The sequence below is a fragment of the Cohnella massiliensis genome (assembly GCF_900169535.1).
Classification (GTDB): domain Bacteria; phylum Bacillota; class Bacilli; order Paenibacillales; family Paenibacillaceae; genus Cohnella; species Cohnella algarum.
Genome location: NZ_LT821259.1, coordinates 3,019,008 through 3,042,120 on the forward strand (window position 1 = coordinate 3,019,008; position 23,113 = coordinate 3,042,120).

Annotated in this window: 23 protein-coding genes; 4 read left to right on the plus strand and 19 right to left on the minus strand. The window is 54.5% G+C overall.

The features are described from left to right. Window positions 1-80: 80 nt before the first annotated feature. From B7E11_RS27870 to B7E11_RS27905, 8 genes are all read right to left on the minus strand, one after another. Window positions 81-1,775, minus strand: a complete 1,695-nt coding sequence (locus B7E11_RS27870) for a type 2 periplasmic-binding domain-containing protein (protein ID WP_080840688.1) — start codon at window positions 1,773-1,775, stop codon at window positions 81-83. Window positions 1,776-1,899: 124 nt separating this feature from the next. Next, window positions 1,900-3,435 (minus strand): response regulator, encoded by a 1,536-nt coding sequence (locus tag B7E11_RS27875; protein ID WP_080840689.1) that lies wholly within the window; start codon window positions 3,433-3,435, stop codon window positions 1,900-1,902. Continuing rightward, complete coding sequence (locus tag B7E11_RS27880) at window positions 3,425-5,251, minus strand: sensor histidine kinase (protein WP_080840690.1); 1,827 nt, start codon at window positions 5,249-5,251, stop codon at window positions 3,425-3,427. Before B7E11_RS27880 ends, B7E11_RS27875 begins: the two co-directional genes overlap by 11 nt. Window positions 5,252-5,285: 34 nt before the next feature. Then, window positions 5,286-6,818: a response regulator transcription factor gene (locus B7E11_RS27885; protein ID WP_080840691.1), complete on the minus strand. Its 1,533-nt coding sequence runs from the start codon at window positions 6,816-6,818 to the stop codon at window positions 5,286-5,288. Between the two features lie 638 nt (window positions 6,819-7,456). Then, window positions 7,457-7,642 (minus strand): hypothetical protein, encoded by a 186-nt coding sequence (locus B7E11_RS27895; RefSeq protein WP_080840693.1) that lies wholly within the window; start codon window positions 7,640-7,642, stop codon window positions 7,457-7,459. 64 nt (window positions 7,643-7,706) lie between these two features. Further along, window positions 7,707-8,150, minus strand: coding sequence for a DUF86 domain-containing protein (locus tag B7E11_RS27900; RefSeq protein ID WP_080840694.1), 444 nt, complete (start codon window positions 8,148-8,150; stop codon window positions 7,707-7,709). Window positions 8,151-8,154: 4 nt separating this feature from the next. Then, window positions 8,155-8,295: a hypothetical protein gene (locus tag B7E11_RS29895; protein WP_176220750.1), complete on the minus strand. Its 141-nt coding sequence runs from the start codon at window positions 8,293-8,295 to the stop codon at window positions 8,155-8,157. Between the two features lie 14 nt (window positions 8,296-8,309). Further along, window positions 8,310-8,597, minus strand: a complete 288-nt coding sequence (locus B7E11_RS27905; protein ID WP_080840695.1) for a Dabb family protein — start codon at window positions 8,595-8,597, stop codon at window positions 8,310-8,312. 120 nt (window positions 8,598-8,717) lie between these two features. On the opposite strand from B7E11_RS27905, the gene B7E11_RS27910 reads away from it, so the two are divergent. Beyond that, a complete protein-coding gene (locus B7E11_RS27910) occupies window positions 8,718-8,969 on the plus strand; it encodes a hypothetical protein (RefSeq protein ID WP_080840696.1) in 252 nt (83 codons plus the stop codon). Between the two features lie 61 nt (window positions 8,970-9,030). Here the strand turns inward: B7E11_RS27910 and B7E11_RS27915 are convergent, their stop codons facing one another. The 3 genes from B7E11_RS27915 to phoU all read right to left on the minus strand — a co-directional run bounded on the left by B7E11_RS27915 (window position 9,031) and on the right by phoU (window position 11,236). After that, window positions 9,031-9,405 carry a cupredoxin domain-containing protein gene (locus B7E11_RS27915; RefSeq protein WP_080840697.1) on the minus strand — a complete coding sequence of 125 codons (375 nt, stop codon included), beginning with the start codon at window positions 9,403-9,405 and terminating at the stop codon, window positions 9,031-9,033. 86 nt (window positions 9,406-9,491) lie between these two features. Then, on the minus strand, window positions 9,492-10,451 hold the full coding sequence (locus tag B7E11_RS27920; RefSeq protein WP_080840698.1) for a phosphotransferase family protein: 960 nt from the start codon (window positions 10,449-10,451) through the stop codon (window positions 9,492-9,494). Window positions 10,452-10,576: 125 nt separating this feature from the next. Beyond that, the gene (phoU, locus tag B7E11_RS27925; protein ID WP_139787338.1) at window positions 10,577-11,236 is read right to left on the minus strand and encodes a phosphate signaling complex protein PhoU; all 660 of its coding nucleotides are present in this window, start codon (window positions 11,234-11,236) and stop codon (window positions 10,577-10,579) included. 284 nt (window positions 11,237-11,520) lie between these two features. Here phoU and B7E11_RS27935 point away from each other — a divergent pair, with 284 nt between their 5' ends. Together B7E11_RS27935 and B7E11_RS27940 are read left to right on the plus strand one after the other, a co-directional pair. After that, window positions 11,521-12,978 carry an aminotransferase-like domain-containing protein gene (locus B7E11_RS27935; RefSeq protein ID WP_080840700.1) on the plus strand — a complete coding sequence of 486 codons (1,458 nt, stop codon included), beginning with the start codon at window positions 11,521-11,523 and terminating at the stop codon, window positions 12,976-12,978. A gap of 13 nt (window positions 12,979-12,991) precedes the next feature. Beyond that, entirely contained in the window at window positions 12,992-14,173 is a 1,182-nt protein-coding gene (locus B7E11_RS27940; RefSeq protein ID WP_080840701.1) for a pyridoxal phosphate-dependent aminotransferase, read from the plus strand. Between the two features lie 115 nt (window positions 14,174-14,288). Here B7E11_RS27940 and B7E11_RS27945 read toward each other — a convergent pair whose 3' ends face one another. The 4 genes from B7E11_RS27945 to B7E11_RS27965 form a co-directional block, all read right to left on the minus strand. Continuing rightward, complete coding sequence (locus tag B7E11_RS27945; RefSeq protein WP_080840702.1) at window positions 14,289-15,077, minus strand: alpha/beta hydrolase; 789 nt, start codon at window positions 15,075-15,077, stop codon at window positions 14,289-14,291. 115 nt (window positions 15,078-15,192) lie between these two features. Further along, entirely contained in the window at window positions 15,193-16,029 is an 837-nt protein-coding gene (locus B7E11_RS27950) for a phospholipase D-like domain-containing protein (RefSeq protein WP_080840703.1), read from the minus strand. A gap of 164 nt (window positions 16,030-16,193) precedes the next feature. Then, the gene (locus tag B7E11_RS27955; protein ID WP_080840704.1) at window positions 16,194-16,751 is read right to left on the minus strand and encodes a DJ-1/PfpI family protein; all 558 of its coding nucleotides are present in this window, start codon (window positions 16,749-16,751) and stop codon (window positions 16,194-16,196) included. Between the two features lie 232 nt (window positions 16,752-16,983). Then, window positions 16,984-17,412, minus strand: a complete 429-nt coding sequence (locus B7E11_RS27965) for a hypothetical protein (protein ID WP_240353331.1) — start codon at window positions 17,410-17,412, stop codon at window positions 16,984-16,986. A gap of 188 nt (window positions 17,413-17,600) precedes the next feature. On the opposite strand from B7E11_RS27965, the gene B7E11_RS27970 reads away from it, so the two are divergent. Beyond that, complete coding sequence (locus tag B7E11_RS27970) at window positions 17,601-18,188, plus strand: Uma2 family endonuclease (RefSeq protein WP_080840706.1); 588 nt, start codon at window positions 17,601-17,603, stop codon at window positions 18,186-18,188. Window positions 18,189-18,466: 278 nt separating this feature from the next. Here the strand turns inward: B7E11_RS27970 and B7E11_RS27975 are convergent, their stop codons facing one another. From B7E11_RS27975 to B7E11_RS27990, 4 genes are all read right to left on the minus strand, one after another. Beyond that, on the minus strand, window positions 18,467-19,687 hold the full coding sequence (locus B7E11_RS27975; protein ID WP_080840707.1) for an IS256 family transposase: 1,221 nt from the start codon (window positions 19,685-19,687) through the stop codon (window positions 18,467-18,469). A gap of 187 nt (window positions 19,688-19,874) precedes the next feature. Next, on the minus strand, window positions 19,875-20,975 hold the full coding sequence (locus tag B7E11_RS27980) for a Gfo/Idh/MocA family protein (protein ID WP_080840708.1): 1,101 nt from the start codon (window positions 20,973-20,975) through the stop codon (window positions 19,875-19,877). Window positions 20,976-20,998: 23 nt separating this feature from the next. Beyond that, on the minus strand, window positions 20,999-21,724 hold the full coding sequence (locus B7E11_RS27985; RefSeq protein ID WP_080840709.1) for a ThuA domain-containing protein: 726 nt from the start codon (window positions 21,722-21,724) through the stop codon (window positions 20,999-21,001). Beyond that, window positions 21,721-22,773: a LacI family DNA-binding transcriptional regulator gene (locus B7E11_RS27990; protein WP_080840710.1), complete on the minus strand. Its 1,053-nt coding sequence runs from the start codon at window positions 22,771-22,773 to the stop codon at window positions 21,721-21,723. Before B7E11_RS27990 ends, B7E11_RS27985 begins: the two co-directional genes overlap by 4 nt. Window positions 22,774-23,113: the final 340 nt, after the last annotated feature.

The following is a 23,113-nucleotide window of genomic DNA, read 5'->3' on the forward strand; positions in this document are numbered from 1 at the left end:
AGTTTGTTCTCCCCAAAACCCCATATTTCAGAAAAGGAAGGCAAGGCCTTCCCCATTCCGATTCATGTATCTGCGCTGTCTTACTTAACAGACCAGGTGTCTTTTCTCCATTGCAGCACTTCATTAATCCGATCTTCGTAAGCCTTAATGTTGAGCTTGCGGATTTCGTTGACGTACTCATCCCAGACGCTGTCGAATTCTTCCGGTTTAGCTAGAATGGCTTTCGGTAAGTACTTCGTGGACAACTCATTTTGCTTCGTATTCACCATTTTCGCTTCCGATCCGTCTACCAGGTCAACAGACCATGCCGGGTAAGCAATATCGTTCTCAGGAGCCGGACTGAAGAAGTCAACATAAGTGTTGAAACCGTATTGGGCAAGGAAGTTCTTGTCATACTCTCTCAAAGCAGCTGCCATTTCTTCAGGTTGAGCAGCCGCGTCCGTGGCGTTGCCGTCCGAGAATAAACCCTCCGTTTTGGGACCGTGCTTAAAGAAGGCATCGGCTTTATTCGCCAGTTTCCAGGTTGCATCGGTGAACACGTCACGTTGCTCTTGCGTTTTCATGAAGCGGCCATTTTCGACAATATAATCTTCCCCTTCGATCCCCCAGGACAAGATTTTTTGCCAATCTTCTTGAATCAACGTATCCAATAGCTTGATAATTCGAACTTGTTGTTCTTCGGATGCGTTGACCGTGATCCCGAAACCGTTATTGAGGTTCAAAGCCGGACGATCTTTGTAATGATCCTTGATGCCTTCATCAAATACAAGCGGAAGGCCGACATATGTTCGATTATCTTTCTTCTGCGTGATCAGCGCGTTCTCTGCGTCTTGGAAGTTCCAGTGCTGGTCAAACATGCCCAGAACCGCACCGCTCGAAATTTTGGCCATATATTGGTCATAGTTTTGGGTGAACGCTTCTTTATCGATGATACCCAGGGCATTCATTTCGTTCAGTTTTTGATAATAACGTTTTGCATAGTCCTTGTCGGCAAAAATTTCCGCCTTGCCGTCTTTAACGACTACACCGCCGTCGTTCGGATGACCGATCAAATGCTGTGGAGCGTTAAACAGACCCCAGTTTCTCCAGTCATAGTTCAGAATTTCAAAGCCGATCGTAGGAGTACCGTCGATGGTCGGATGCTTTTCCTTGTATTGTTTAATCAAGTCAAAATATTGGTCCAAGGTTTTAACCTCTGGATATCCTGCCTCTGCCAATACGTCCTTTTGAATCCAGAAGGCAGGGCCCGAATACCAAGACGAGCTAACGTCAGCATTCGTTACACCATAATTTGGAAGATTGTAAATATGACCGTCATTCGGGTCTTTCATCATGTTCCAGTACTTCTCATAATGCTTCTTCAAGTTTGGAGCATGTTCTTCAATCAAGTCCTCGAGCGGAATAAAGGCACCGGCAGCTGTCAGCTTTTGATTTGCTGTCATCACATCCGGATAATCGCCGCCTGCAATCATAACGCCAAGCTTTTGGTCAATGTCGCCTGCCAGGAACTCGAATTTGAAGGATGCGCCTGTCTCTTCTTTAATTAATTTGTAAATCTTGTTGTCAGGTGTTGGCTGTTGGCCGGCTTCACCGATGAACACTGAAATCTCAAACGGTTCTACCCCATTCGTGGTATTTTCTTCAGTTGCCTGTCCGTTGTTTCCGTTCTTGGCGGCTTCCTTGATGTTACCGCCGCTGCAAGCCGAAAGGACGAGGCCGAGCGAAAGCAGCAGCAGCATGCTGAACCGGAATACCGATTTTTTCTTGCCCCCCATTTAAAACACCTCCGTAATAATATGGTTAATTAGGGATTGAAAACACTTTCATTAACTTATCTTTATTGTAAAAGCGCTGCCTAAAGCGAACTATGCCACAATTAAAGCATTACCCCTAAAAACTTTAGATCCTGTTTTTATATTCATTGGGGGACATCCCCAAGCGTTTTTCGAACTGTTTCAGGAATTGGCTATAATTCACGTAGCCCACCCGTTCCGCGATTTCGCTGTTTTTATACTTGTTTTGCCGAAGCAGCCGGGAAGCCTCCTCAATCCGGAGATTATGCACCCATTCGTTAAATCCGACACCATTCTTCTTCATGAGCAATTGCCCCAGATACACCGGATGCAAATAAAAACGCTCAGCCAATTTCTTGATCGTCAGTCCCTCCCGATAATGTTCCCGGATGTACTCGTTGATCTCCTGAATAATTCCCCGGGATTTACGAGCCTGCTCCCGGCTCAGCAAATCGATGCACTCGAGGCCGAAGTTAAGCAGAAGATCCATAAAGCCGTTCAGGTTCATCACCGAATCGGCCAAAGCGGATAAATCATATTTCGCCAGCTCATCCGAGGCCTGCTCACCGGATTCTGCCATATACTCTTTCATTTTGTACATCAAATGAATGACCGTCTTCTTAACCGTTTCAGGCGCGAGCGGCATGTTACGAAACCTCTCCGCTTCCGCAGCGATCGTTTCTTGATAACCGGCGGCATTCAGAAGATTTAACGCCTCCATCACGCTGTCCACCAACCGTATTGAGGCGTAGCGGAATACTAGCTTTCTGTTATCAACCGATTCGTAAGAAATGACCCCGGCGTAATCGGGGTCATAGAACTTATGCTTTATCGCCTCTTCCGCGGTTCTATAGCAGCTGGCAAGACGCACGATCGATTTTTCCGGTGAGCCCACGGCCATAAACACCCGGTGACCAGCGAATTGGGCAGACAAGTCAGCAATCATCCGGAATACGGAATCCTCCTGACCGTCATCCGGCGAATATCCGAAAACGATGCCGAAGCGGTTCTTTTCCAGATCAACCAAAAACATGGCACTCTGCTGCTCGATCAGGGAACTGGCGATTCCCCTCAATTCCGCGTACTTCGATGGCTCCGTTTGTACAAGGCAGATGTTCCATGCGTCCCGGCTGGCGGACAGAGACTCCAGACCGTCCGGATCGTCCCTATCCGGAGCCGGAATGTGCCCTAGCAGCTGACGGATCCGCGAAACTTGCTCCTCCCGGGAAGCAATGCTGCTCCATTGTTGCTTCTCCGCTTCCTGCAGCAATTCACGATAAATCGAGCGCAGCATGTTAGAGGCTTCTTCCGCCTCAATCGGTTTCAACAAATAGTGCGCTATTCCGTAACGCATCGCTTTCCTCGCATATTCGAACTCGCTATATCCGCTAACGATGGCGAAGCTGATCGTTTTGTTGCCGTTCTTCTGCCACTCCCCGATCATTTCAAGGCCGTCCATCAGCGGCATATGCACATCGGTAACCACTAAATCCGGCGCAAGGGAAGCCATCAATTTCAGCCCCTCCGCCCCGTTGGCGCATGTGCCGCATATGTCAAATCCAAGCTCCTCCCAATTGATCCATAATTGCATGCCTTCTAAAGCTCCGGGTTCGTCATCGATCAACAGAACTTTAAATCTCAATTCTGTTCCCCTCCTTGACGTAATCCTGATGATCCAGCAGACGGACAGGAATCTCGAAAAACACCGTCGTTCCCCGATCCGGCTTGCTGTAAATATCAAAGCGAACGAGGTCGTTGTAATAAAGCTTAAACCTGCTATATACATTGCGGATTCCGATACTGGTGCCGGATGTATTCTCGTTGCGTATGGAAATAAGAACCTCGCGAAGCTTTTCCGGCGCCATGCCTTTGCCGTTGTCCTGCACGGATATACGGAGGTTGCCGTCTAATACAGTCGCGCTGATTTTGACCACGCCTTTCCCATCCACAGCCTGAATGCCATGCTTGCACGCATTTTCCACCAATGGTTGGATACTCATCTTCGGTATTTTATAAAGCAGCGCTTCACGGTCGATATCAAGCTCATACTCAATCTTGTCCCGGAATCTGAATTTCTCGATCTTTAGATACATTTCGATGAACAATATTTCTTCCTCAAGCGTAACGATGTCCGCTTTCCAGCTAAGCAGTCTGCGAAGCAGTCTGGACAGGTTCTTGATGATATCCGTCACGTCGGAATAATTGTTTTTCGTGCAGACGACCAATATGGCATTCAGTGTGTTAAACAGAAAATGCGGATTCATCTGACTTTGCAAAAAGTTCAGCTCCGCCCGTACCCGCTCCATCTCCAGGTTTTTCTTCTGAATTTCGAGCTTGTACACATTGTTAATCAAAGAGTTAATCTCGGCTGTCATCCTATTGAAATTCTGGATCAAGCAGCCGATCTCATCTCGGCCTTCATCGATCCGGATCAGGTCGAACTTCTCGTTGGTAACCTTCTGCATATGTCTGGACAATCGTTTAACCCGATAATTGTACGATCTGAGCATGATGTAAATGAATATGAGCGAGAACAGTGTAATAACAGCTGCGATAATTCCCACATAAAGCTGCATATCGCGCATGGCTTGGGATAACCGGGTTCCCTGTGTAACGCCAACCAGCTTCCAGCCCTTTACGTAACTTGCCGTTCCGATGGAAACGACATGCACGTCTTTGTCCTTGTCATGATCTGAAAGTTGAAACACCGGATAAGCATCGGTAACGTCCCGCTGGTACCCGCTGTCCGCAGACATAATGATTTGGTTATGCTCATTGACCAGATAGAGATTTAAATAGTCCTGCTCGCGCAGGATGACATCGTAAATTTTGTTTAAGTCGATATCGATCCGGAGCAATTTATCATACTTGCTATATATATCAAAGTAGTCCATTTTTTCGATAACGCTCAGATAAGGGACCGTCGATGTGCGGTTATTTGCTTCAGTCGCCCGGTAGGCCGCTACCATAACAGGGGACGTCGATTGTTCCCGCAGCCGGTACCAGTCGCTATTCTTCGCATTGGCATCGAGCACTTGATAATTCCCGCCGGGCATGATCGTCTCATTCTCCGTAAAAATGCTGATTCGCTGAATCTGATTGTTGACGGGGATATAACTAGTCACCCGGTTTCGCAGCTGTTCGTCGAACGTTTCGTAAAACTGGATCGGACTTTCGTAGGTTCTGTCCAGCGTTTCATACAGCAGCTTGTCCGTATTGAGCGCATGACTGACCGCTACACCGCCGTCAATGAACTCATGAATATCTTTTCTGGCCCGCTCCAGCGAGATTTCGAGATTTTGTTCCTCCCGGTCTTTGATGATGCCGGTCATACGGTCCATGAACGCGATGTTGATAACCGCGATAGGGAGCAGCACGCCAATCACATAGATGAGTATGAATTTATAGTTCAGCGGTATATCGTTAATGAATGATCGGAATCTGTAACGTTTTTTCATGATTTTCGCACCGTCCCGCCGTTCAGCCAGCCGGCTACCTCGCGGTATTCTGCTTGTACGCCGAAGGCAGCACTCCTGTTAGGCATTCGAATTTGATGATAAAATAGTCCGCATTCGGATATCCGACCTGAAGCGCAATCTCCGAAATTTTCATTTGGGTGCGTCTTAGCAATTGCTTTGCTTCCTCGATTCTTTTCTCGTTCAAATAGTCGTTAAACGACTTGCCTGTCTCTTTTTTAAACAACTGGCCCAAATAAGCGGAGTTCATATGAAACATTTTGGCCAGATCCTGCAACTGAAGCTTGCTGCGGAATTCCCGGTCCACATATTGAATCACATGGAAAATCGTATTATTCTCGTTCTTGGCCTCAAGCCTTGCCAGGATGTCGGCCGCCTCCAAGCAAAGTTCAAGGACATATGATTTCAAAGCTGAATAGCTCCCGAAACTGTCGATGCTGCCATGCCCGCCCTGAAGCTTTCTCATCAAAGTATCCGGATCCCCGTTCATTTCTCCGATCCGCCTGCAAAGACTTAATTCCAGGTCGGCCACATGGGCAATGGCTTCTTTCAAATCAAGCATGCCTTCCAACATGGAGTCCAGAGCGGCTTCAACAGCAGCATCAATCATGTTGATTCGGGACGCCGTGACGATCTCCGTAAGTTCCTTGAATTTCTCCTTTCCGTGATCATGCGATTTTCCGCCCTGCCGCAAACCCCTATAATGATACACCCCGTCTCTACCCTGACAGCGCTTGCATTTATTTAACTCCAATGCCTGCAAGTACAGTTCTCGAATCGACCCGATCCCCTGAAGAACGCCGCTGATCGTCACGATGACCGGCTGGCTTGACTGGTCCTCAAGCTCCCTGTGGAGTTGTACGCAAAGCTCCTGTACCCGGCAATAGGGGAATTCATCATCAGGCAAAATCAACCCGATCCTCCCCGCGCTGTCCTCGAATATACGATCGGGTTTCTGCGTGAAATATTTCTTCACCCGTCCGATCAGAGCAAAGGATGTCCCGGAACCTTCAACCAAAACGCACCGCAGCTTTGAATCCTTTTGCAGAAGAAGGGCCTGGGCAGCCTGTAGCTTAAGCGACTCGTTGTCTTCGCCTTGTATTAAGCTGATCAATAGATTGTTGGTAAACAAAAATTGCATGCGGCTTCGGCTTTGCTCCGCTATAAGCTCCTCTTGGATTTTCGTGCGCAAGCGCACTAGGACGGTCTCAATTTCCTCTTCGTCGAATGGTTTGAGCAAATACTCCGTGACCCGCTGCTGCATTGCGGTAATCGCATAATCGAAATCATCGTAACCACTCAATATGACGAACTTAGGTGGAGATTCCATTTTCTGGTTCGCCAGCTTAATCAGCTCCAATCCATTGATCGCCGGCATATGGATATCCGTCAGTACCAGCTCCGGTTTAAGCTCTTGAATCATACTGAATGCTTCGGAGCCGCTCGAAGCCTCGCCGCATATCCGGAAACCGAAATCCCTCCAATTCACCATCGTGCGAAGCCCCTCAATTACCCACGGCTCGTCATCCACCAAAAGCACATTCATCATCGAGATCCCTCCCCCGAGGTTGAACTATCCCGCTCATTTGTAAGCGCGCTCATTATTTGGGTTTGAAGTTTGTGACAGCTTGAGTATAGGGAATTCCATCACCCCCAACCTATATGAGAATTAGCGTCATCGTCAATAACCAAACTAAAGGGGGTATCCGAAAAATTTTAGTTTGAATTTCGAAAGTACGACTCTTTGAGGCAACCGAATTCTCATTACAAAATGCCACAAGCTTCGGCGGCGTCAAGGCCAGCGGATTTGTCATTTTCGCAAGCTGCAGCATGATGCCCTGCTTCGCCGTTTTCTGAGCGGACACTGCCCGCATCACAGCAAGAAACCTAACGCGAAATCCAGTACCGGCTTCGTTTGTCATTATTATTTTCTTTGTGCTAATATCTTTCATGGTGCTTGGGTGTGGAGTGGAAAAACGAGCAACAGGGGAAGAATCGAAGAAAAAGTTGCCAAAAAAAAGGGTTGATCCGGATGTTTCGTTACGGGTCTAAAATCTTCACAACCTCATGTTCATTTTTGCCTCTGCCAGGTTGAATCCGGGGTACGGTTTTGGCCTGTTTTCGCTTTTGCCGCCCCCGACTGGTTCGTTCTGTGGGTTTATTCAAGATGGCGGCGAATCGTCGTCTTCAGGTGTTGCTTGATCCATCCCGCAGGATCGGGGTGTCGGCTTCCACAGGGCGCTCCTGCAGTACCGTGAACGTATTGGTCGTTTTAAGCCGATCCTTGCGTGTCGCGAGCTCATCAACCGCCAATCGGCCAAACATAAACGGAAGAAGAAAACGGCTTGAATCGATAGGGGCCGGTTTGCCCAAATGACCAACTCCCTTGGCGTCAGGCCGCAGTTGTTGCAGTCGGGAGGCTAACCGCCCCCTCGGATCAGCTCCCGCTCTTTTCCCACGGGTCGAGCTCGCGGCGCAAATACGTCTTGATCTCCTCCGCGAAAGCGAGCATCTGCTCCGGAAGCTCTCGGGCGAGCGGGTGAAGCTTATGCCTCGGCCAGCTGTCGTAATCCTGGACGAGCGGCTTGCGCAAGCCGACCAGGGAACGCAAAAACTCGGCCAGCGTTCCGGAAATGACGCCTTCCCCGGCAATGACTTCGATAATGTCCTCGTAGCTGCTGGCGTCGCGCATCATGAAACCGTCGATCAGCGCGTTGCCGACGTCGGTGGCGATTTCCAGCGCCAGGTGCAAAACCCGCTCCTGCGCCAATCCCTGCACAGTCGAACCGGACCACGAGCCGCTCAACTCGCGAATGGCTTCGGCAAGCTCGGGAATGCAGGCGAGACGGCTCTCGATTCCTTTGCGGTTCACGTAATACATTCGTTCAACCCCCGTCGCTGTCGCGGCGCTTTCGTTTGTTTTTTCGTTTCAGCCAGATAACCATCACGACCGCGCTGATGATGATCACCAGCAAATACGTCATCATTTGATAAAGATCGCCGGCTCCGGAATCCGTTGCATTCACCGCGCTTCTTCCTTTCAGCTTTCGTAATCGACGCTGACGGAGGACTCCCTTACCTCCGACATGTGCTCGATCACTTTTTTATGTACGGGGTGCACCTGATACGCCTGCAGCGCCTCCATCGAAGCGTGCTTGGTCGTAAGCGCGATATCGTACGAACGCTCCGAATGCAGCACGTCGATGCCGACTTCGATCGAAAGCAGCTCGTCGATTTTTCCTTCCATGTCGCGCAGCACCTGCGCCGTTTTCGCCACGGACTCCGGGCTGCGGTCCTTCAATTTGAACAGAACGATATGCGTAATCATCGTCTTGCCATCTCCTTATGTTCGAATGTTGAACGGCCCGGTCGCCGATCGAATGAGCGCGGGCCGCAAGACGCATACTAAGCCGGAAGAAATGCCGCAGCGAGAAAGGAAGACCGCTTCATGCGATACTACGTTACCTTCGCGTGCACGCTGTTCGGGTTGGCGCTGGTCCTGTTCAACGCCTCCGGCTACGACCCTCACAACATTTTCCTGTTCATGCTCAGCGTCCCGGTCTGGTTCGTCGAGCTGTTCACCGACATCCATCGGGTCAGCGCGGTCGCGATCTACGCGCTGACTGTCGCCAGCTGGGCGGTTATCGGGTACTTGTGCGACCGGGTAATTGCGCGCGACCGCGCCGCGCGGCAAAAATGAGGCGGGCTTTCGCAACGTTCCGATCCGTTCAAAAAAGGAGCCTGCGGGCTCCTTTTCATCGTTACTCTACAATGATCTTGGCTACCATGTCGCCGTGACCTTGCCCGCACATGATCGAGCAATGCATTTCGTATTCTCCCGGCGTATCGAACGTCACTTCCGCCCTCGGGTTGTCCTTCGTCAGGTTGATGTTCAGATCGGCGATTTCCGCGCCGTGGTTGCCGAGTTTGTTCGAATAGCTGAGGACGTACGTGGTACCCGCTTTCACGCGGTATTCCGTCTGATCGAAACTAAAGTTGGTCGCGGAGATTTTCAGCATTTCCTGTCCTTCCGCAAGCTCTTCTTCCTTCGGTCGTTCGGGCAATCCCGTCGCCAACAAATAAACGCCGAACAGACAGGCGACCACAATCAAGGCTGGCAAAATCCTCTTGTACATCGATGCTCCCCCTGCTTCTTCAAGTGTCCATCCCTTATTCTACCTAAAAGGGGTCATCGAACTCAACTGTTGAATGGGAAAGTTCGTCAACTTTTTTTCACATATGACAAAATGATGAACGACGCCAGGCATTGACGCAGGTTTTCCAGCGTTTCCAGACGCTGCTCCTCAAGCTTATCCGCCGGCCAGACTCCGTCCTCGCGGCGCAGGTCGCGTTCGATCAAAAGCAGCAGCCACAACGAAAAAACGGACGAAAAAACGTAATATTCCCGCCGGAAACGAGTCCTGTCGGACGGGGGGCCGAACGCTTCGGCGGCATCCAGATACCGTTCGAGCAAACGGTCGCGCATGCCGGGATTCATCGTTTTCGGAAATAACGGATGGGACAAATCGAGAACGTGAAACAGGTCCCAATGCCGGCTGTTCAAATGCGCGTGCTCCCAATCGAGCACCCTGATCCCGCCCGCCGTCATCGCGTAATTGCCCAAATGCAGATCCCCGTGCGAAAACACGACGGATTCGGACCTCTCCAGCTCGAGGGCTTCGGCGATCAAACTGCGCATGCTCGCTTTCGGCCAGCGGAATTCCTCAAGATAAGGCACCCATTCCTCCTCGTTCTGCCGCAACGCTTCCGCCATTTCGCCGATCGTCGGCTTCGGCCCCTGCCGGGACCGGATGCCGAACGATGCCGTCGGCAAGGCGTGCCAACGGGCGATTTGCCCGATCAAGGCGGCAGCCGTCCCTTCGTTGAAACGGTGCGAAAGCGGCCCCAAATCTTCGAACAACAACCAGCCCTGTCCGGAAATCCCGTCCGCCGAGCGCGCGATCAGCCGCGGAAAAAGGCCGGGAAGCGAGGGGCGCACATGCTCGTACGCCCAAGCTTCCCGGCTATTCCCGCCTTTGGCCAGCGGTTTGAACACGTAGCTCTCGCCGGGGGAGATGCGAACTCTCTCCACCGTGCAGCCGTTCAAACCGGTGTAGAGCGCCTCCCGCTCCCCCCCGAACTCCGGATTCAACCGGCCGTCTTCCGTAATCATGCCGTCCATGCGACGTCTCTCCGTTCCGTCTCCCGCGATTTGCTTTTTATTTTACCATACGGAGCGACAAAATGTCGGCCCCTCCGCTGACGGACCGGGACGATTTCGGAGGTTTTTCGTCGGGCGGCCGGCGCTCAGCCGTTCAAGTCCGGCCGCGTGCCGGTTGCGATGTATACCGTGCTCTCGCCGATGTTGGTCGCATAGTCCGCAATCCGTTCGCAATAGCGCCCGACGAATCCGAGCAGCGTCGCCTGCCCGATCCATTTCGGGTTCTCGACCATCAGCGACGACAGCTCCCGAAACATCTGGCCGTACAGCGCATCGACCCGATCGTCGTCCTTGGCCATCTTGTAGGCGAGCTCGACATTCTCTTCCGTGTACGACCGGATCGAATCGCGAATCATCGTTCGGGCGATAGCCGCCATGCGGGGCAAGTCGATCAGCGGCTTGATGAGCGTCTCCCCGTCCAGCCGCAGCACCGTCTTCGCGATATCCACGGACAAATCCCCCATCCGCTCCAGGTCGGCGGCAATTTTGAAGCCCGCCAATATGCGGCGAAGATCCTTCGCTACCGGCTGCTGCGTCGCGATCAGCTTCGCGCCCCGCTCCATCACCCGCTCTTCCAGCCGGTTGAGCTCCAAATCCTCGTTTACGACCCTTTTCGCTTGGGCCGCGTCGCGCTTCACCAGCGCATCCATCGAATCGGCCAGCGCCTTCTCCACCTGTTCGCCCATTTGGGCGAGCAGCGTCTGCATTTCGTTCAAGCCTTGGTCGAACTCCGCGCGCATCGTCACCGTCGTTCCTCCCCCTCTCCCCGACGGGCCGAAACTCGAAGCGAGCTCCCGCCCTCATGAAGTGCAACTCTTTTATTGTAATGAGGAAATATGAAGGGAATTTCCATTTTATGTCCATCGATTGTAAAATTTTTGGCGAAAATCCGCCCGTCGTTCGCTCCGGCGCGCAGCCGTTTCGCCCCGATCGCCCGGCTCCGGAACCACAACCCGGCAAAGAATGCCGGGACGTGGTTCTTCCATTTCCCTCCCCATCTGTGCCATCATGAACAAGGGGGGCGATGAAGATGTTCCATGACTTCAAGCTTGCGAACGACCGACCGGTCTACATTCAGTTGAAAGATTATTTGAAACGTCTGATTATAAAAGGATCGCTGCAGCCCGGGCAGAAGCTTCCCTCCACCCGCGAGCTCGGCCTGCTGCTCTCCGTCAGCCGCAACACCATTATTTCAGCCTACGCCGAGCTGGAGAGCGACGGCTTTATCTACGCCGTTCACGGAAAAGGCAGCTATGTCGCGGCAACTGCCGCCCCCCCGGCTTCCGCCGCTCCGCCGTGCGAAATCGATTGGCCGGCGCGCATCAACGATTATGCGCGGCAAGCCGTCGAGCTGGACCGGATGAAACGCGGCATCCGCGCGGGGAGAAACGCGATTTCCTTCACCAGCATCGCGCCCGACGAGAAGCTGTTCGATCTCGATCACGTCAAGCGCGCTTTTCTTGACCGCATGGCGATCGAGGGAAACGTTCTGCTGAACTACGGCTACGCGAAAGGCTATAAACCGCTGATCGATTACTTGATGAATTACATGGAACATAAGGGCGTCGACCTGAACGGAAAAGACATGCTGATCACGAGCGGCTTCACGGAAGCTTTCGATATCGTCCTGTCCGCCCTTCGCCGAAAAGAAGGCGGATCGGTCATTTGCGAAAATCCGACCCACTACACCGCGATCAAAAATTTGAAGCTGAGCGGGTTCGACATTACGGGCATTCCGATGGAACGGGACGGCATCGATCTGATCGAGCTGGAACGCGCATTGACGGAACGGACATACGATTGCGCCTATTTGATCCCGTCCTATCACAATCCTACCGGCATCGTCACGTCTCCCGAGAAAAGATCGGCGGCGATGCGGCTCATGGCCCGTCACGGCATCCCGGTCATCGAAGACGGTTTTAACGAAGAACTGCGTTATTCGGGGGCGCACGTTTCCCCGTTGATCGCGACGGCCGGGCGGGGAAACGGCGTTGTCTATCTCGGCAGCTTCTCCAAAGTGCTCTTCCCCGGCCTCCGGGTGGGCTGGGTGCTGGCGGACCGCCGGCTGATCGACAACCTGGAAAGCATCAAACGGTCCCGCAGCATTCATACTTCGACGCTCGATCAATCGGTGCTTTATCAATATCTTTTGAACGGCAACCTTGAGAAATATTTGAAAAAAGCCCGCTCCGAATACAAACGAAAATACGAGTGGACGAAGCGCTGCTGCGAAACCTATCTCCCTTATCGAAAACTGTCGGGAGACGGAGGCCTGCATCTGTTTGTCGAATTCGATAAGCCTTTCGATACGACGGAGCTGCTCGACGCCTGCTCGAGCCAAGGCGTCATTTTTACCCCGGGGGACATGTTTTACACGGACGGAGGAGGACGGCATACGATGCGGCTCGGATTTTCGCGAGTAAAAGAGGAGGATATCGAGAAAGGGCTTCAAATCATCGGCCGAACGGCCAGACAGCTTATGGGATAACGAGGTGCGTACAATGAGCAAGGAACATGTGGCGCAGCGCGTTCGGGACATTCCGCCTTCCGGGATTCGCGCCTTTTTCGAACTGGCCGAGGAAAATAATCGGGATACGATCTCGCTCGGGATCGGAGAACCGGATTTCGTTACGCCTGAACACGTCCGGGCGGCCTGCATTCGCGCCTTGAACGAAGGAAAAACGAAGTACACCCCGAATGCCGGCTTGTATGAGCTGCGGGAGGAAATCGCTTCGTATATGCACGATGGATTCGGTCTCCGTTATGAACCCGCTAACGAGGTGCTCGTCACGGTCGGAACGAGCGAAGCGGTCGATCTGGCGCTTCGGACGTGCGTGGAGCCGGGCGACGAGGTTCTCATCCATACTCCCTGTTATATCGCCTATTCGCCCATTGCCCATCTACACGGCGCCAAAGTCGTCGAAGTGAAGACATCCGCGGAAGAGCGGTTCAAGCTGACCGCGCGGGCGCTGGCCGAGTCCTTGACGCCTCGCTCGAAGGCGCTTGTCGTCAATTTCCCGAACAACCCGACAGGCGCGGTGATGACGGAAGAAGATTGGCGACCGGTTGCCGAGCTGGCCGTACGGCACGATATGATCGTCATTTCGGACGAAGTTTATGCCGAGCTGACTTACGGAGCGCGGCATGCAAGCATCGCTTCGCTTCCGGGCATGAAAGAGCGAACGATCGTCATCAACGGATTTTCCAAAGCGTTCGCGATGACGGGATGGCGGATCGGCTATGCCTGCGGCGGCCGGGAGTTGATCGGCGGCATGCTCAAAATCCATCAATACACGGCGATGTGCGCGCCCGTTCTCGGACAAATCGCCGCCGTCGAATCGCTCCGGAACGGGCTGGAAGCGAAGGAAACGATGAAGGCCGCGTTCGACGAGCGCAGGCGGATGTTCGTCAAAGGCTTGCGTGAAATCGGGCTGCCGTGCCATGAACCGGAGGGCGCCTTTTATGTCTTCCCTTCGATTGCGCATACAGGGCTGGACTCCGGGCGTTTCGCCCGGCTGCTTCTTAAGGAAGCGGGAGTCGCGGTCGTTCCGGGCCATGCTTTCGGAACGGGAGGAGAAGGCCATATCCGATGCTCGTATGCGGTTTCGGGGCAGCTGGTTGCCGAAGCGCTCGAGCGTTTGAAACGTTTCGCGCGCGTACCGGAACGGGCATCTTTTCGGTAAGGCGGCCAAACAAAAAAACTGCCGAGAAATCTCGACAGTTGCGGCACGTTGCCGCCGGCCAACGCGGTCCGGGTCCGGCCGAACGACCGTCGGCCCGCGCGGCCGGACGGCGCGTTCAGAACCCGTTCAGCTTCAGCCACGAAGCGCATGCGCCGGTCCAGCCGTTCGTGTGCTTCTCATCCTCCGCCAGTCCGAGTCCGTGACGTCCGAACGCATACACGTGAAGATCGAACGGCACCTTTTGCTTGCGCAGCGCCGTTGCGAACGCCAGGCTGTTTTCGACCGGCACCGCCCCGTCGTCGGACGTATGCCACAGGAAGACGGGCGGCGTGTCGGGCGTCACCTGCGTTTCGCTGCTCATTTTCCGCGCAAGCTCGGGGTCGGGATCCTCGCCGAGCAAATTTAGGCGCGAGCCCGCGTGCGTGATCGATTCGTCCATCGAAATGACCGGATAGCACAAAATCGTCAGATCGGGACGGCTCGACTGCCGTTCGACCGCGTCCTCCGCATCCGGACGACCCGCATCGTACTGCGTTCCGGCCGTCGAGGCGAGATGGCCGCCGGCCGAAAAGCCGAGAATGCCCACGCGCGCCGAATCGATCCCGTACCGGTCGGCTTCGTGTCGAACCGTGCGAATCGCGCGCTGCGCGTCAAGCCATGCGCACGGATATTGATAAGGAGCGACGCGGTACCGGAGCACGAACGCCGAAATCCCGATGGAATTGAGCCAAAGGGCGATCGGTTCGCCCTCGTGGTGCGCCCTCATGCCGTACCCGCCGCCCGGAAATACGATCACGGCAGGGTTTCCCTTGCCTTCCAGCACATACGGAAATATCGCGGGACGATCCTCGTCCCCGCTCCCCGTCGCATAGGGAGCTCCCTCCGGCCATAACAGCTGTTCCAAAACTAACCCTTCCCTTCGCGCATGCTTGCGCCGATGATGGATTCGATTAATGCGCTTTCACTTCCGCGCTATTTTACAATGACAAATGTTGGCGTGTCAAAGCAAGTTTTTCCCGTCACTTCTTCGCCGGACGGAATCCGGCAGCTTCGGCGTCCGCCTCCGTGCAGAACATTTCTTCCGCCTTCGTCTGCTCGTAAGCCGCTCCTCCGGGCATGTGATAAATTTTATCGCCTTTGGAATTGATATTTCCTTTGATTTGCGGATCGGCGCACGTCGCGGGCGAGGCTGCCGGAGAGGGCGAATCGGTTTCCCCTGCTTCCTCCGCAGCGCCTTCCGCCGTTTGAGCTCCGGACGATTCCGATTCCGGCTGCGCGATGCGGGCGTCCACCGTTTCGAAGTCGTCTTCGTCGTTCCACATATGCTCGAACTCGTCCGCGAACGCCCCGGCGATTTCGGCATTGTCGATCACCATGAAAATCTCGTCGTTCCGCGTGCTGGCCGCCTTGGAATAATTAAAGGAGCCGGTGGAAGCCTTCTGCCGGTCCGCGATCGTCATTTTCAAGTGCATCAGCCCGTCGTGCGTATTGATCTTCAGCGGAATCCCCGCGCTCCCGAGCAGCTTCAGCGCTTCTTTCTGCGATTTGCCGGACGATTGGGTCCGGTCCGTAATGACCCGGACGGCGACGCCGCGCAGGTGCGCGTTCTTGATCGCTTGCACGATGTCCGGATGCGTCAGGCTGTAGATGGCGATGTCGAGGGTTTCCCGCGCGCCGTCGATCAGGCCGATCAGCTGCCGCTCCGGCTGCTGGTCAGCTTGCGTGAACGCCCAAACGATCGAATTCTCCTCCATCGCCGCAACATTGCCGGAATTTCCTTGTTCCGTCAGGCCGCAGCCGCCGAGCAGCGCCAGGGCCAAAACCGCCGCCAGCGCGGCGGATCTTCTTTTTTGCAATGAGTTCACTCCCGGGTGCCTGTTATTCTGCGAATCTATGAATCTCCATTTTCCTATATGTATTTTACTATATGGCTAGCCTGGCGGAAACGTTCGGCCATACAAAAAAAGCCCCCGAGTCCGGCAAAAACCGGCTGGGAGCCGACGCGATTAGCGAAACCTCATTAGCGGAGCAGCTTGATCAGTTCGCGCATAAAACCCGGCAAATCCGGCCACGCATGACCGGTGACGAGCTTGCCGTCCACCGCCAGCGTCCCGTCGGCGTACCGCGCGCCAAGCGATTCGACGTCGAGGCGGCAAGCGGAATACGCGCTCATCGTTTTTCCTTGGAAATAAGACCGGTCGGATAGCGACAGAAAAACCTGCGGTCCGTGGCAGATCGCGCCGATCGGCTTGTCGGCTTCGATGAAATGGCCGATAATCCGCGGCAGCTCGGGATTCGAGCGGATATATTCGGGAGCGCGTCCGCCCGGAATGACGAGCGCGTCGAACGAGGCGGGATCGACGTCGGCAAACGCCGTATCCGCCTGAAGCAGATGCGCGGGCTTCTCCGAATACGTTTCCCAGCCTTCCACGAAATCGTGGCAAACCGTGTTCAGCTTTTTGACGGACGGAGCGGCGATGACCGCCTCGAACCCCTCCTCCAACAGCCGGTAATACGGATAATACACTTCCAGCACTTCCACGGCGTCTCCGGTTGCGATCAGCACTTTTTTGGCCATCGAATCCCTCCTGCGATTAACTGGACTGAATCCGTACGATGCCATTATGAAGAATGGATGGAAGCGCCGTCAATGGACCGAAAGTCGGCATCCCGCGCGAAAATTGGCGAAAACTTCATCCTTGGGAACCGGTTCGCGGCAGGCCGACCGAACGTCAAAAAAACCCGAACTCCTTGAACGGTTTTTGCCGTTTGAAGGAGCCGGGGTTTTGCGGCTTGCGGAAAATCCGAAATTATTGGAAGCTTCTGTTCGTCATGCCGGCCGACGCGCTCGTGCCGTAGGAGCTTGCGCCGTACGATTGCAAAGGCTGAACCGTGCTCGAGAACGTTTGCGTGTTGATATGCTGAACCGATTGCTCCAGCTGTCTGCACATTTGCGAAACTTGATTCATTTGCTGGATTGCCGTTTGATGGCCGTGCAGCGCGGTTTGAATCATTTGAACCGCTCTTTGCTCGCGTTGCGCCAACTCCTCCAGACGAGCTGCGTTTTGCTGCTCCTGCTGAAGCATTTGCTGATACATTTGCGTAGCTTGCTGCGTTTGGTTGATCAGCTGTTGGACGATGTTTTGGCATTGGTGAAGCTGGCCGGTCAGGTTCGTGCCTTGGTAGCCTTGGTTTTGAAGGCTGGAGCTTTGGAAATTTTGGTTTTGATTTTGATACATTTCGATCGTTTCCTCCTTGTAGTGGCCGAAGCGATGCGCGATGGTCCGCGTTGAAAAACCGCACGTTTTTCGCGCTCTTTCGGCGTTGCGATTTAAACAACATAAATACGTTGTCCGCTGCAGCGCGTTTTTATTCGTTAGGCCGCTCGTGCTATACTGGAAACATATGGACAACCGGAGGGGTGGAGATGGAGGACAACAATCGGGAAAAGAAGCCGGACAACGGGACGATCAGGGAACGGCAGTCGGTATACGACACGTTCGACCGGGTTGAAATCATTGACGGTGTCGCCTACGAAATGAAACCGTCTCCCAAGCTGAGTCATCAAGCGTTGCTTCAGAATCTTTTTACGCAATTGAACGCGACTTGCCAGCCGGACGGCATTATCGTGTTTGCGCCGATGGACGTGCATTTCGACGAAAACAACGTCGTTCAGCCGGATCTGATCTTTATCCGCTACGACAACAGCGGAATCATCGTCAACGAACGCATCGTCGGCGCTCCCGACCTGCTGGCGGAAATCTTATCGCCCGGAACGGCCAGTCGCGACCGTATCGTCAAGAAAGCGTTGTACGAACGTTTCGGGGTAAAGGAATATTGGGTTGCCGACCCCGTCCACGCGATCGTCGACCGGTTCGTTTTGAATGACGGCAAGCTCGTCCTGGCGGAAACGTACGGAGAAGGAGATACGATAACCTCCGACCTTCTCCCTTGCGTTTCCATCGGCATGGACGAGCTGTTTGCCCCCCTTGCCCGGTTTCGCGCGGACGAATGATGGAGTGTGCTGCGTGTTAACGTGACAATAACAAACGTCAAACAGCCTCCGCCTTGGATCGAATGGGGGCTATTTGACGTCTCCCCTTATTGTAGCCTATTCATACAAGCTAAACCGAGGTTTCAGGTGACGAAGTCGGCGGGTGCACAATGTTCAGTTAACCTATTCAATTATTAATTTCGATTTTTGCGAGCTGAATATAAATGGCTTTTGGGGTCTGTCAATAATTTTGTGTAAACTCTTTTATAGGCATCTCTCCGAAGGGGAGATTAGCCTCCTCAAGGTAAGTGCTGGCCGATCCGGTCCGGAAAGAAGACGGAGAGCTGCAGGAGCATCTGTCCCCAGTTTTGAACACGACCGGTCCATTTGCGGGTGACGTCCATCGTGACTAAGTACAGCATTTTCAGTAGCGCCTCGTCGCTTGGGAAGATGCTTTTCCCTTTGGTGACTTTTCGCAATTGGCGATGATAGCTCTCAATCATGTTCGTCGTGTAGATGAGCTTACGAAGCTCAGGCGGATACTTGAAGAAGGTGGCGAGTTCGTCCCAATTGCTGCGCCATGAGCGGACAATAAGGGGATACTTGGCGCCCCACGTCTCCTCAAAGCGGTCGAGTTCCAGCAGAGCCATTTCCTCCGTAGCAGCCTTGTAGATGGGCTTCAGATCGGCCGTCACCTTCTTCAGATCCTTGTAGGAGACGTAGCGCGTGGAGTTGCGGATCTGGTGGATGATGCACTTCTGAATCTCCGTCTTCGGATAACAGGCAGAGATCGCCTGGGAGAAGCCCGTGAGGTTGTCGACACAGGTGATAAGGATGGCCTGAACGCCGCGATTCTTAAGATCGTTCAAGACGCGCAGCCAGAACTGCGCGGACGCGTTCTCGCCGATCCACATGCCGAGCACGTCCTTGTTGCCGTCCATGTCGATCCCAATGACCATGTAGGCAGCTTTGTTCACGATCGCCCCGTCTTGCTTCACCTTGAAGTGGATGGCGTCCAGGAAGACGACCGCGTATACGCCCTGCAACGGCCGATTCTGCCACTCTTTGATGAGCGGAATGATCTTATTCGTGACATTGGAAATAAAGGTTGGCGAGACCTCCAAACCATAGAGATTCTGCAGATGGTCCTGGATCTCCCGCGTGCTGACGCCTTTGGCGTACAGGGCGACGATCTGATCCTCGATCCCCGTCACGTTGGACTGATGCTTCTTCACCACGAGCGGCTCGAACTCGCCCAGGCGATCCCGTGGCACGGCAATCTCCTGGTCGCCGTACTCGCTAGTGACGATTTTCTTGCTCTTACCGTTGCGACTGTTCTTCGTCTGCTTGTTCTGCACGTCATGCTTGCTATAGCCCAGGTGCGTATCCATTTCGGCCTCTAGCATTTCTTGCAGCGTTTCGGCAAACAGGTCCTTTAGCGCATTCTGCGCATCCTGTGCGGTGACCAGATTATTCTCCTTGATGAAACTCCGCAGCTGCTCTTTCGTCCATAATCCCATGTGTGCTCCCCAACCTCTCCATGATTTCATTTTAGTAGGTTTGAGAGTTTACACAAAGTATTTTACAGACTCCAAAAGAAGAATGGATTCGTTTACCACAATAGTCCTGGGATTGAAAAAGCATAAGCAAACGCAAAAAACCACCCGTCGGCCTGATGGGTGGTTTGCATTATCCGAGATCTTCAATCTAGTCTAACTGAAACTCGGGCAGCCCGAGCTGCATCGGAGCGGGACGCTCGCATGCGCTTTCCATCACGTAATGCTTGCCCTGCTCGGACGCGTCATGGAACCCGTGCATCGCCTCCAGCACGTGGTAGGCCAGCTCTCCGCTCGCCCGGTGCGGGCGTCCGGTCAGGATCGCCTTGGCCATGTCGGCTGCGCCGACGCCGCGGGCGTTTTCCGCGTAGCCGTAGGCGAGCGGAATCTCGCTCCACTCCTTCGACCCGGCGCGGCAAATGCGGACCGGCCCCCCGAACGTATTCGGGTCCGGCACCTGCAGCGTCCCGGCGCTGCCGTACACTTCGATGCGAGGCAGCACCGAGCCGCCCTTGATGTCGAAGCTCGTCAGCAGCGTCGCGACCGGCCCCGAGGCGAAGTCGAGGACGCCCGCCACGTGCGTCGGGACTTCGACCGGAATTTTTTGCCCGGCTTTCGGCTGGCTCGTAATCGTCCGCTCCGGAAATGAAATGCGGGCGGAGCCGGTGACGCGGGCAATCGGGCCGAACAGCGCTACGAACGCGGTTAAATAATACGGCCCCATATCGAACATCGGACCGCCGCCTTGCTGGTAATAAAATTCCGGCGCCGGGTGCCAGCTTTCGTGCCCGCCGGACATCATGAACGCCGTCGCGCCGATCGGCGTGCCGATCCAACCGTCCTCGATCAGCTTGATCGACGTCTGGATGCCGCCTCCGAGAAACGTGTCCGGGGCACTGCCGACCCTCAGCCCTTTTTGCCGGGCCCGTTCCAGCACCTGTTTGCCTTCTTCGCGGGTGACGGCAAGCGGCTTTTCCACGTAAACGTGTTTGCCCGCTTCGAGCGCTTGGAGACATACGGATGCATGCGCTTTCGGAATCGTCAGGTTAATGACCATTCCGATTTCCGGATCCGCGAGCAGCTCCTCGACCGAACAGCCGCGAATGCCGTGCTCTTCCCCTTTCGCCTTCGCGCGTTCCGCGTCGAGATCGGCGCAGGCGACGATTTCCATCGAATCGAATCGGTTGCCGTTTTTAAAATAAATGCCGCTGATGTTGCCCGTGCCGATGATGCCGACCTTCATTTTCCCCATTCCGGTTCGCCCTCTTTCCCGCGTTAAAGTTGATTGTCCGCCATTCCCGTATAAACGCCCGCTTCTCCGGCATCAGATGCCTGCGCCGCGGCCTTGCCGTCCGCGCACCAAAGGAAGCCCCGCCGCATCAGCTCCGTCACGACCGGAATTTCCATAATATCCGCATGGTGGCCGAGCGAATTGTAATACACGCGCCCCACGCCCCAGCGCTTCGTCCAAATGACCGGCATGTCGACGGCTTTATTGAGCGAATGCGGCCCCGGCGCCACGGGGAAACGGGTTGTCGCCAGCACTTCGACGGCCGGATCGACGTGCAAATAATATTGCTCGGTCTTGACCGCGAAATCTTGGATCCCTTCCACGAGCGGACTGGAGCTGTGGCGGATATTGACGGTATATTCCGTTCCGTCGTTGCCCGGATGCGCCACCCATTGGCCGCCGGTCATAAATTGCCAATCGACGTTTTCGCGGAACGCGTCGCACATGCCGCCGTGGCAGCCCGCAAGCCCGACGCCGCTTTGCACCGCCTGCGATACGTTGTTGACGAGCTGCTGCTCGATTCTTCCCATCGTCCATACCGGAACGATTAGATCGAGCGCTTTCAATTTGTCCGCGTCCGCGAACGCCTCCAGCGTATCGGACACTTCGACTTCGAACTGTTCTTTTTCCAGCGTGGCGCGAAAAATTTCGGCAACCTCGCGGGGCTGATGGCCGTCCCAGCCTCCCCAAACGATCAACGCTTTTCTCATGTTCGTTCGATCTCCTCTCCGGATTGACAAGATTTGCGCACCACCAACCGCGTCGGCAGCGTCTCGCGAAACACTTCGCCGTCTCTCCCGCCGCCGGAAAGCCGGTCGAGCAATTTGCGGGCGGCGAGCTTCCCCATTTCGAAAAAAGGAACCTCGACCGTCGTGAGCGGCGGATCGAACAGCGCGGCCGCGTCGGAATTGTCGTAGCCGACGATCGGCAAGCGGCCGGGAAAGGCGCAGCCCAATTCCCGCAGGCCTTGAATAAGGCCGATCGCCATCCGGTCGTTGGCGCAGAGCATCGCGTCCAGCCGATCCATTTCCCGGAAAACGGACGGTGCCGCGGCATACCCGCTTTTCCGGCTGTAGTTTCCTTCGAAGACCGGAGCCGCTTCTTCGTCGTCGATGCCCGCTTCCCGGAGCGCTTTGCGGTAACCATGCAGGCGATCCAGGCTGTTGGAGTACTGTGCCGAACCGTTAAGGAACCCGATTCGCCGGCACCCCCGGTCCAGCAAATGGCGGGTCGCGGCATAACTGCCCCCGACATGGTCGGCGACAACCGCGGGGATGCCCGGATGTTCGTCAAAACGCTGGTCGACGACGCAAAAGGGAGCATCCGCGTCGGCAAGCCGAGCGATCGACTCGCGCTCCGGTTCCGCCGAAGTCGCTCCGAGAATAAGGCAAGCGTCTACTCTCTGCGTCCGAAACAGCGAGACGTAATCGAAGGCTTCCCCCGGATTGCGATACAGCAGCAGCAGCCCGCCGCCCTCGCCGCTTCGGACCGCCTCGCCGATGCCGCTCAGGATTTCCGCGAAATAATACGTGGAAAAGAGGTGCACCTTCGGCACATGCGGCAGCACGACGCCGATATTGCCGCTTCTCCCGCGCGCGAAGCTGGCCGCGACGGCGTTCAATTGGTAATCGAGCGCCTCCGCCGCTTCAAGGACCCGTTTGCGCGTTTCCTCCTTGATCGGGCCGACGCCGTTGAGCACGCGCGACACCGTCGCTTCGGAGACGCCGGCCATCCGGGCCACTTCTTTGCGCGTCGCCATCTTCCATCATCCTTGCCGTGAATTTTCGTATCGTCATGATGTACACGCGTACATTATGGCACCGGGCCGAACGGATGTCAATCCGGAAAACGGCTATGCCGTCCTTTGCGCGTCCGATTTTCTCAAGAAAAATGGCTATGTCACCCTCTGCAGGTTCGAATTTGTTGGCTCGGTAAGGCTGTGTAGCCGCAGAAGCGAATTTGTTGATTAGTTAGGACATGTAGCCGCAGGTCGAAATTTGTTTGGCTCGGTTAAGCGATGTAACTGCAGGTCGAAATTTGTTGGCCGGCTAGGCAATGTAACTGCAGGTCGAAATTTGTTGGCCGGCTAGGCAACGTGT

Excerpts from the sequence above, each read along its gene's own strand:
- B7E11_RS27870 (WP_080840688.1), bottom strand. The coding sequence starts at position 1,775 with ATGGGGGGCAAGAAAAAATCGGTATTCCGGTTCAGCATGCTGCTGCTG.
- B7E11_RS27880 (WP_080840690.1), bottom strand. The coding sequence starts at position 5,251 with ATGAAAAAACGTTACAGATTCCGATCATTCATTAACGATATACCGCTG.
- B7E11_RS27885 (WP_080840691.1), bottom strand. The coding sequence starts at position 6,818 with ATGATGAATGTGCTTTTGGTGGATGACGAGCCGTGGGTAATTGAGGGG.
- B7E11_RS27900 (WP_080840694.1), bottom strand. The coding sequence starts at position 8,150 with ATGTATTACGTGAACCGCAAAGGAATCGAGAGCCGTCTCGCCTGCATT.
- B7E11_RS27905 (WP_080840695.1), bottom strand. The coding sequence starts at position 8,597 with ATGATTACGCATATCGTTCTGTTCAAATTGAAGGACCGCAGCCCGGAG.
- B7E11_RS27910 (WP_080840696.1), top strand. The coding sequence starts at position 8,718 with ATGCGATACTACGTTACCTTCGCGTGCACGCTGTTCGGGTTGGCGCTG.
- B7E11_RS27915 (WP_080840697.1), bottom strand. The coding sequence starts at position 9,405 with ATGTACAAGAGGATTTTGCCAGCCTTGATTGTGGTCGCCTGTCTGTTC.
- B7E11_RS27920 (WP_080840698.1), bottom strand. The coding sequence starts at position 10,451 with ATGGACGGCATGATTACGGAAGACGGCCGGTTGAATCCGGAGTTCGGG.
- B7E11_RS27935 (WP_080840700.1), top strand. The coding sequence starts at position 11,521 with ATGTTCCATGACTTCAAGCTTGCGAACGACCGACCGGTCTACATTCAG.
- B7E11_RS27940 (WP_080840701.1), top strand. The coding sequence starts at position 12,992 with ATGAGCAAGGAACATGTGGCGCAGCGCGTTCGGGACATTCCGCCTTCC.
- B7E11_RS27955 (WP_080840704.1), bottom strand. The coding sequence starts at position 16,751 with ATGGCCAAAAAAGTGCTGATCGCAACCGGAGACGCCGTGGAAGTGCTG.
- B7E11_RS27965 (WP_240353331.1), bottom strand. The coding sequence starts at position 17,412 with ATGTATCAAAATCAAAACCAAAATTTCCAAAGCTCCAGCCTTCAAAAC.
- B7E11_RS27970 (WP_080840706.1), top strand. The coding sequence starts at position 17,601 with ATGGAGGACAACAATCGGGAAAAGAAGCCGGACAACGGGACGATCAGG.
- B7E11_RS27975 (WP_080840707.1), bottom strand. The coding sequence starts at position 19,687 with ATGGGATTATGGACGAAAGAGCAGCTGCGGAGTTTCATCAAGGAGAAT.
- B7E11_RS27980 (WP_080840708.1), bottom strand. The coding sequence starts at position 20,975 with ATGGGGAAAATGAAGGTCGGCATCATCGGCACGGGCAACATCAGCGGC.
- B7E11_RS27985 (WP_080840709.1), bottom strand. The coding sequence starts at position 21,724 with ATGAGAAAAGCGTTGATCGTTTGGGGAGGCTGGGACGGCCATCAGCCC.
- B7E11_RS27990 (WP_080840710.1), bottom strand. The coding sequence starts at position 22,773 with ATGGCGACGCGCAAAGAAGTGGCCCGGATGGCCGGCGTCTCCGAAGCG.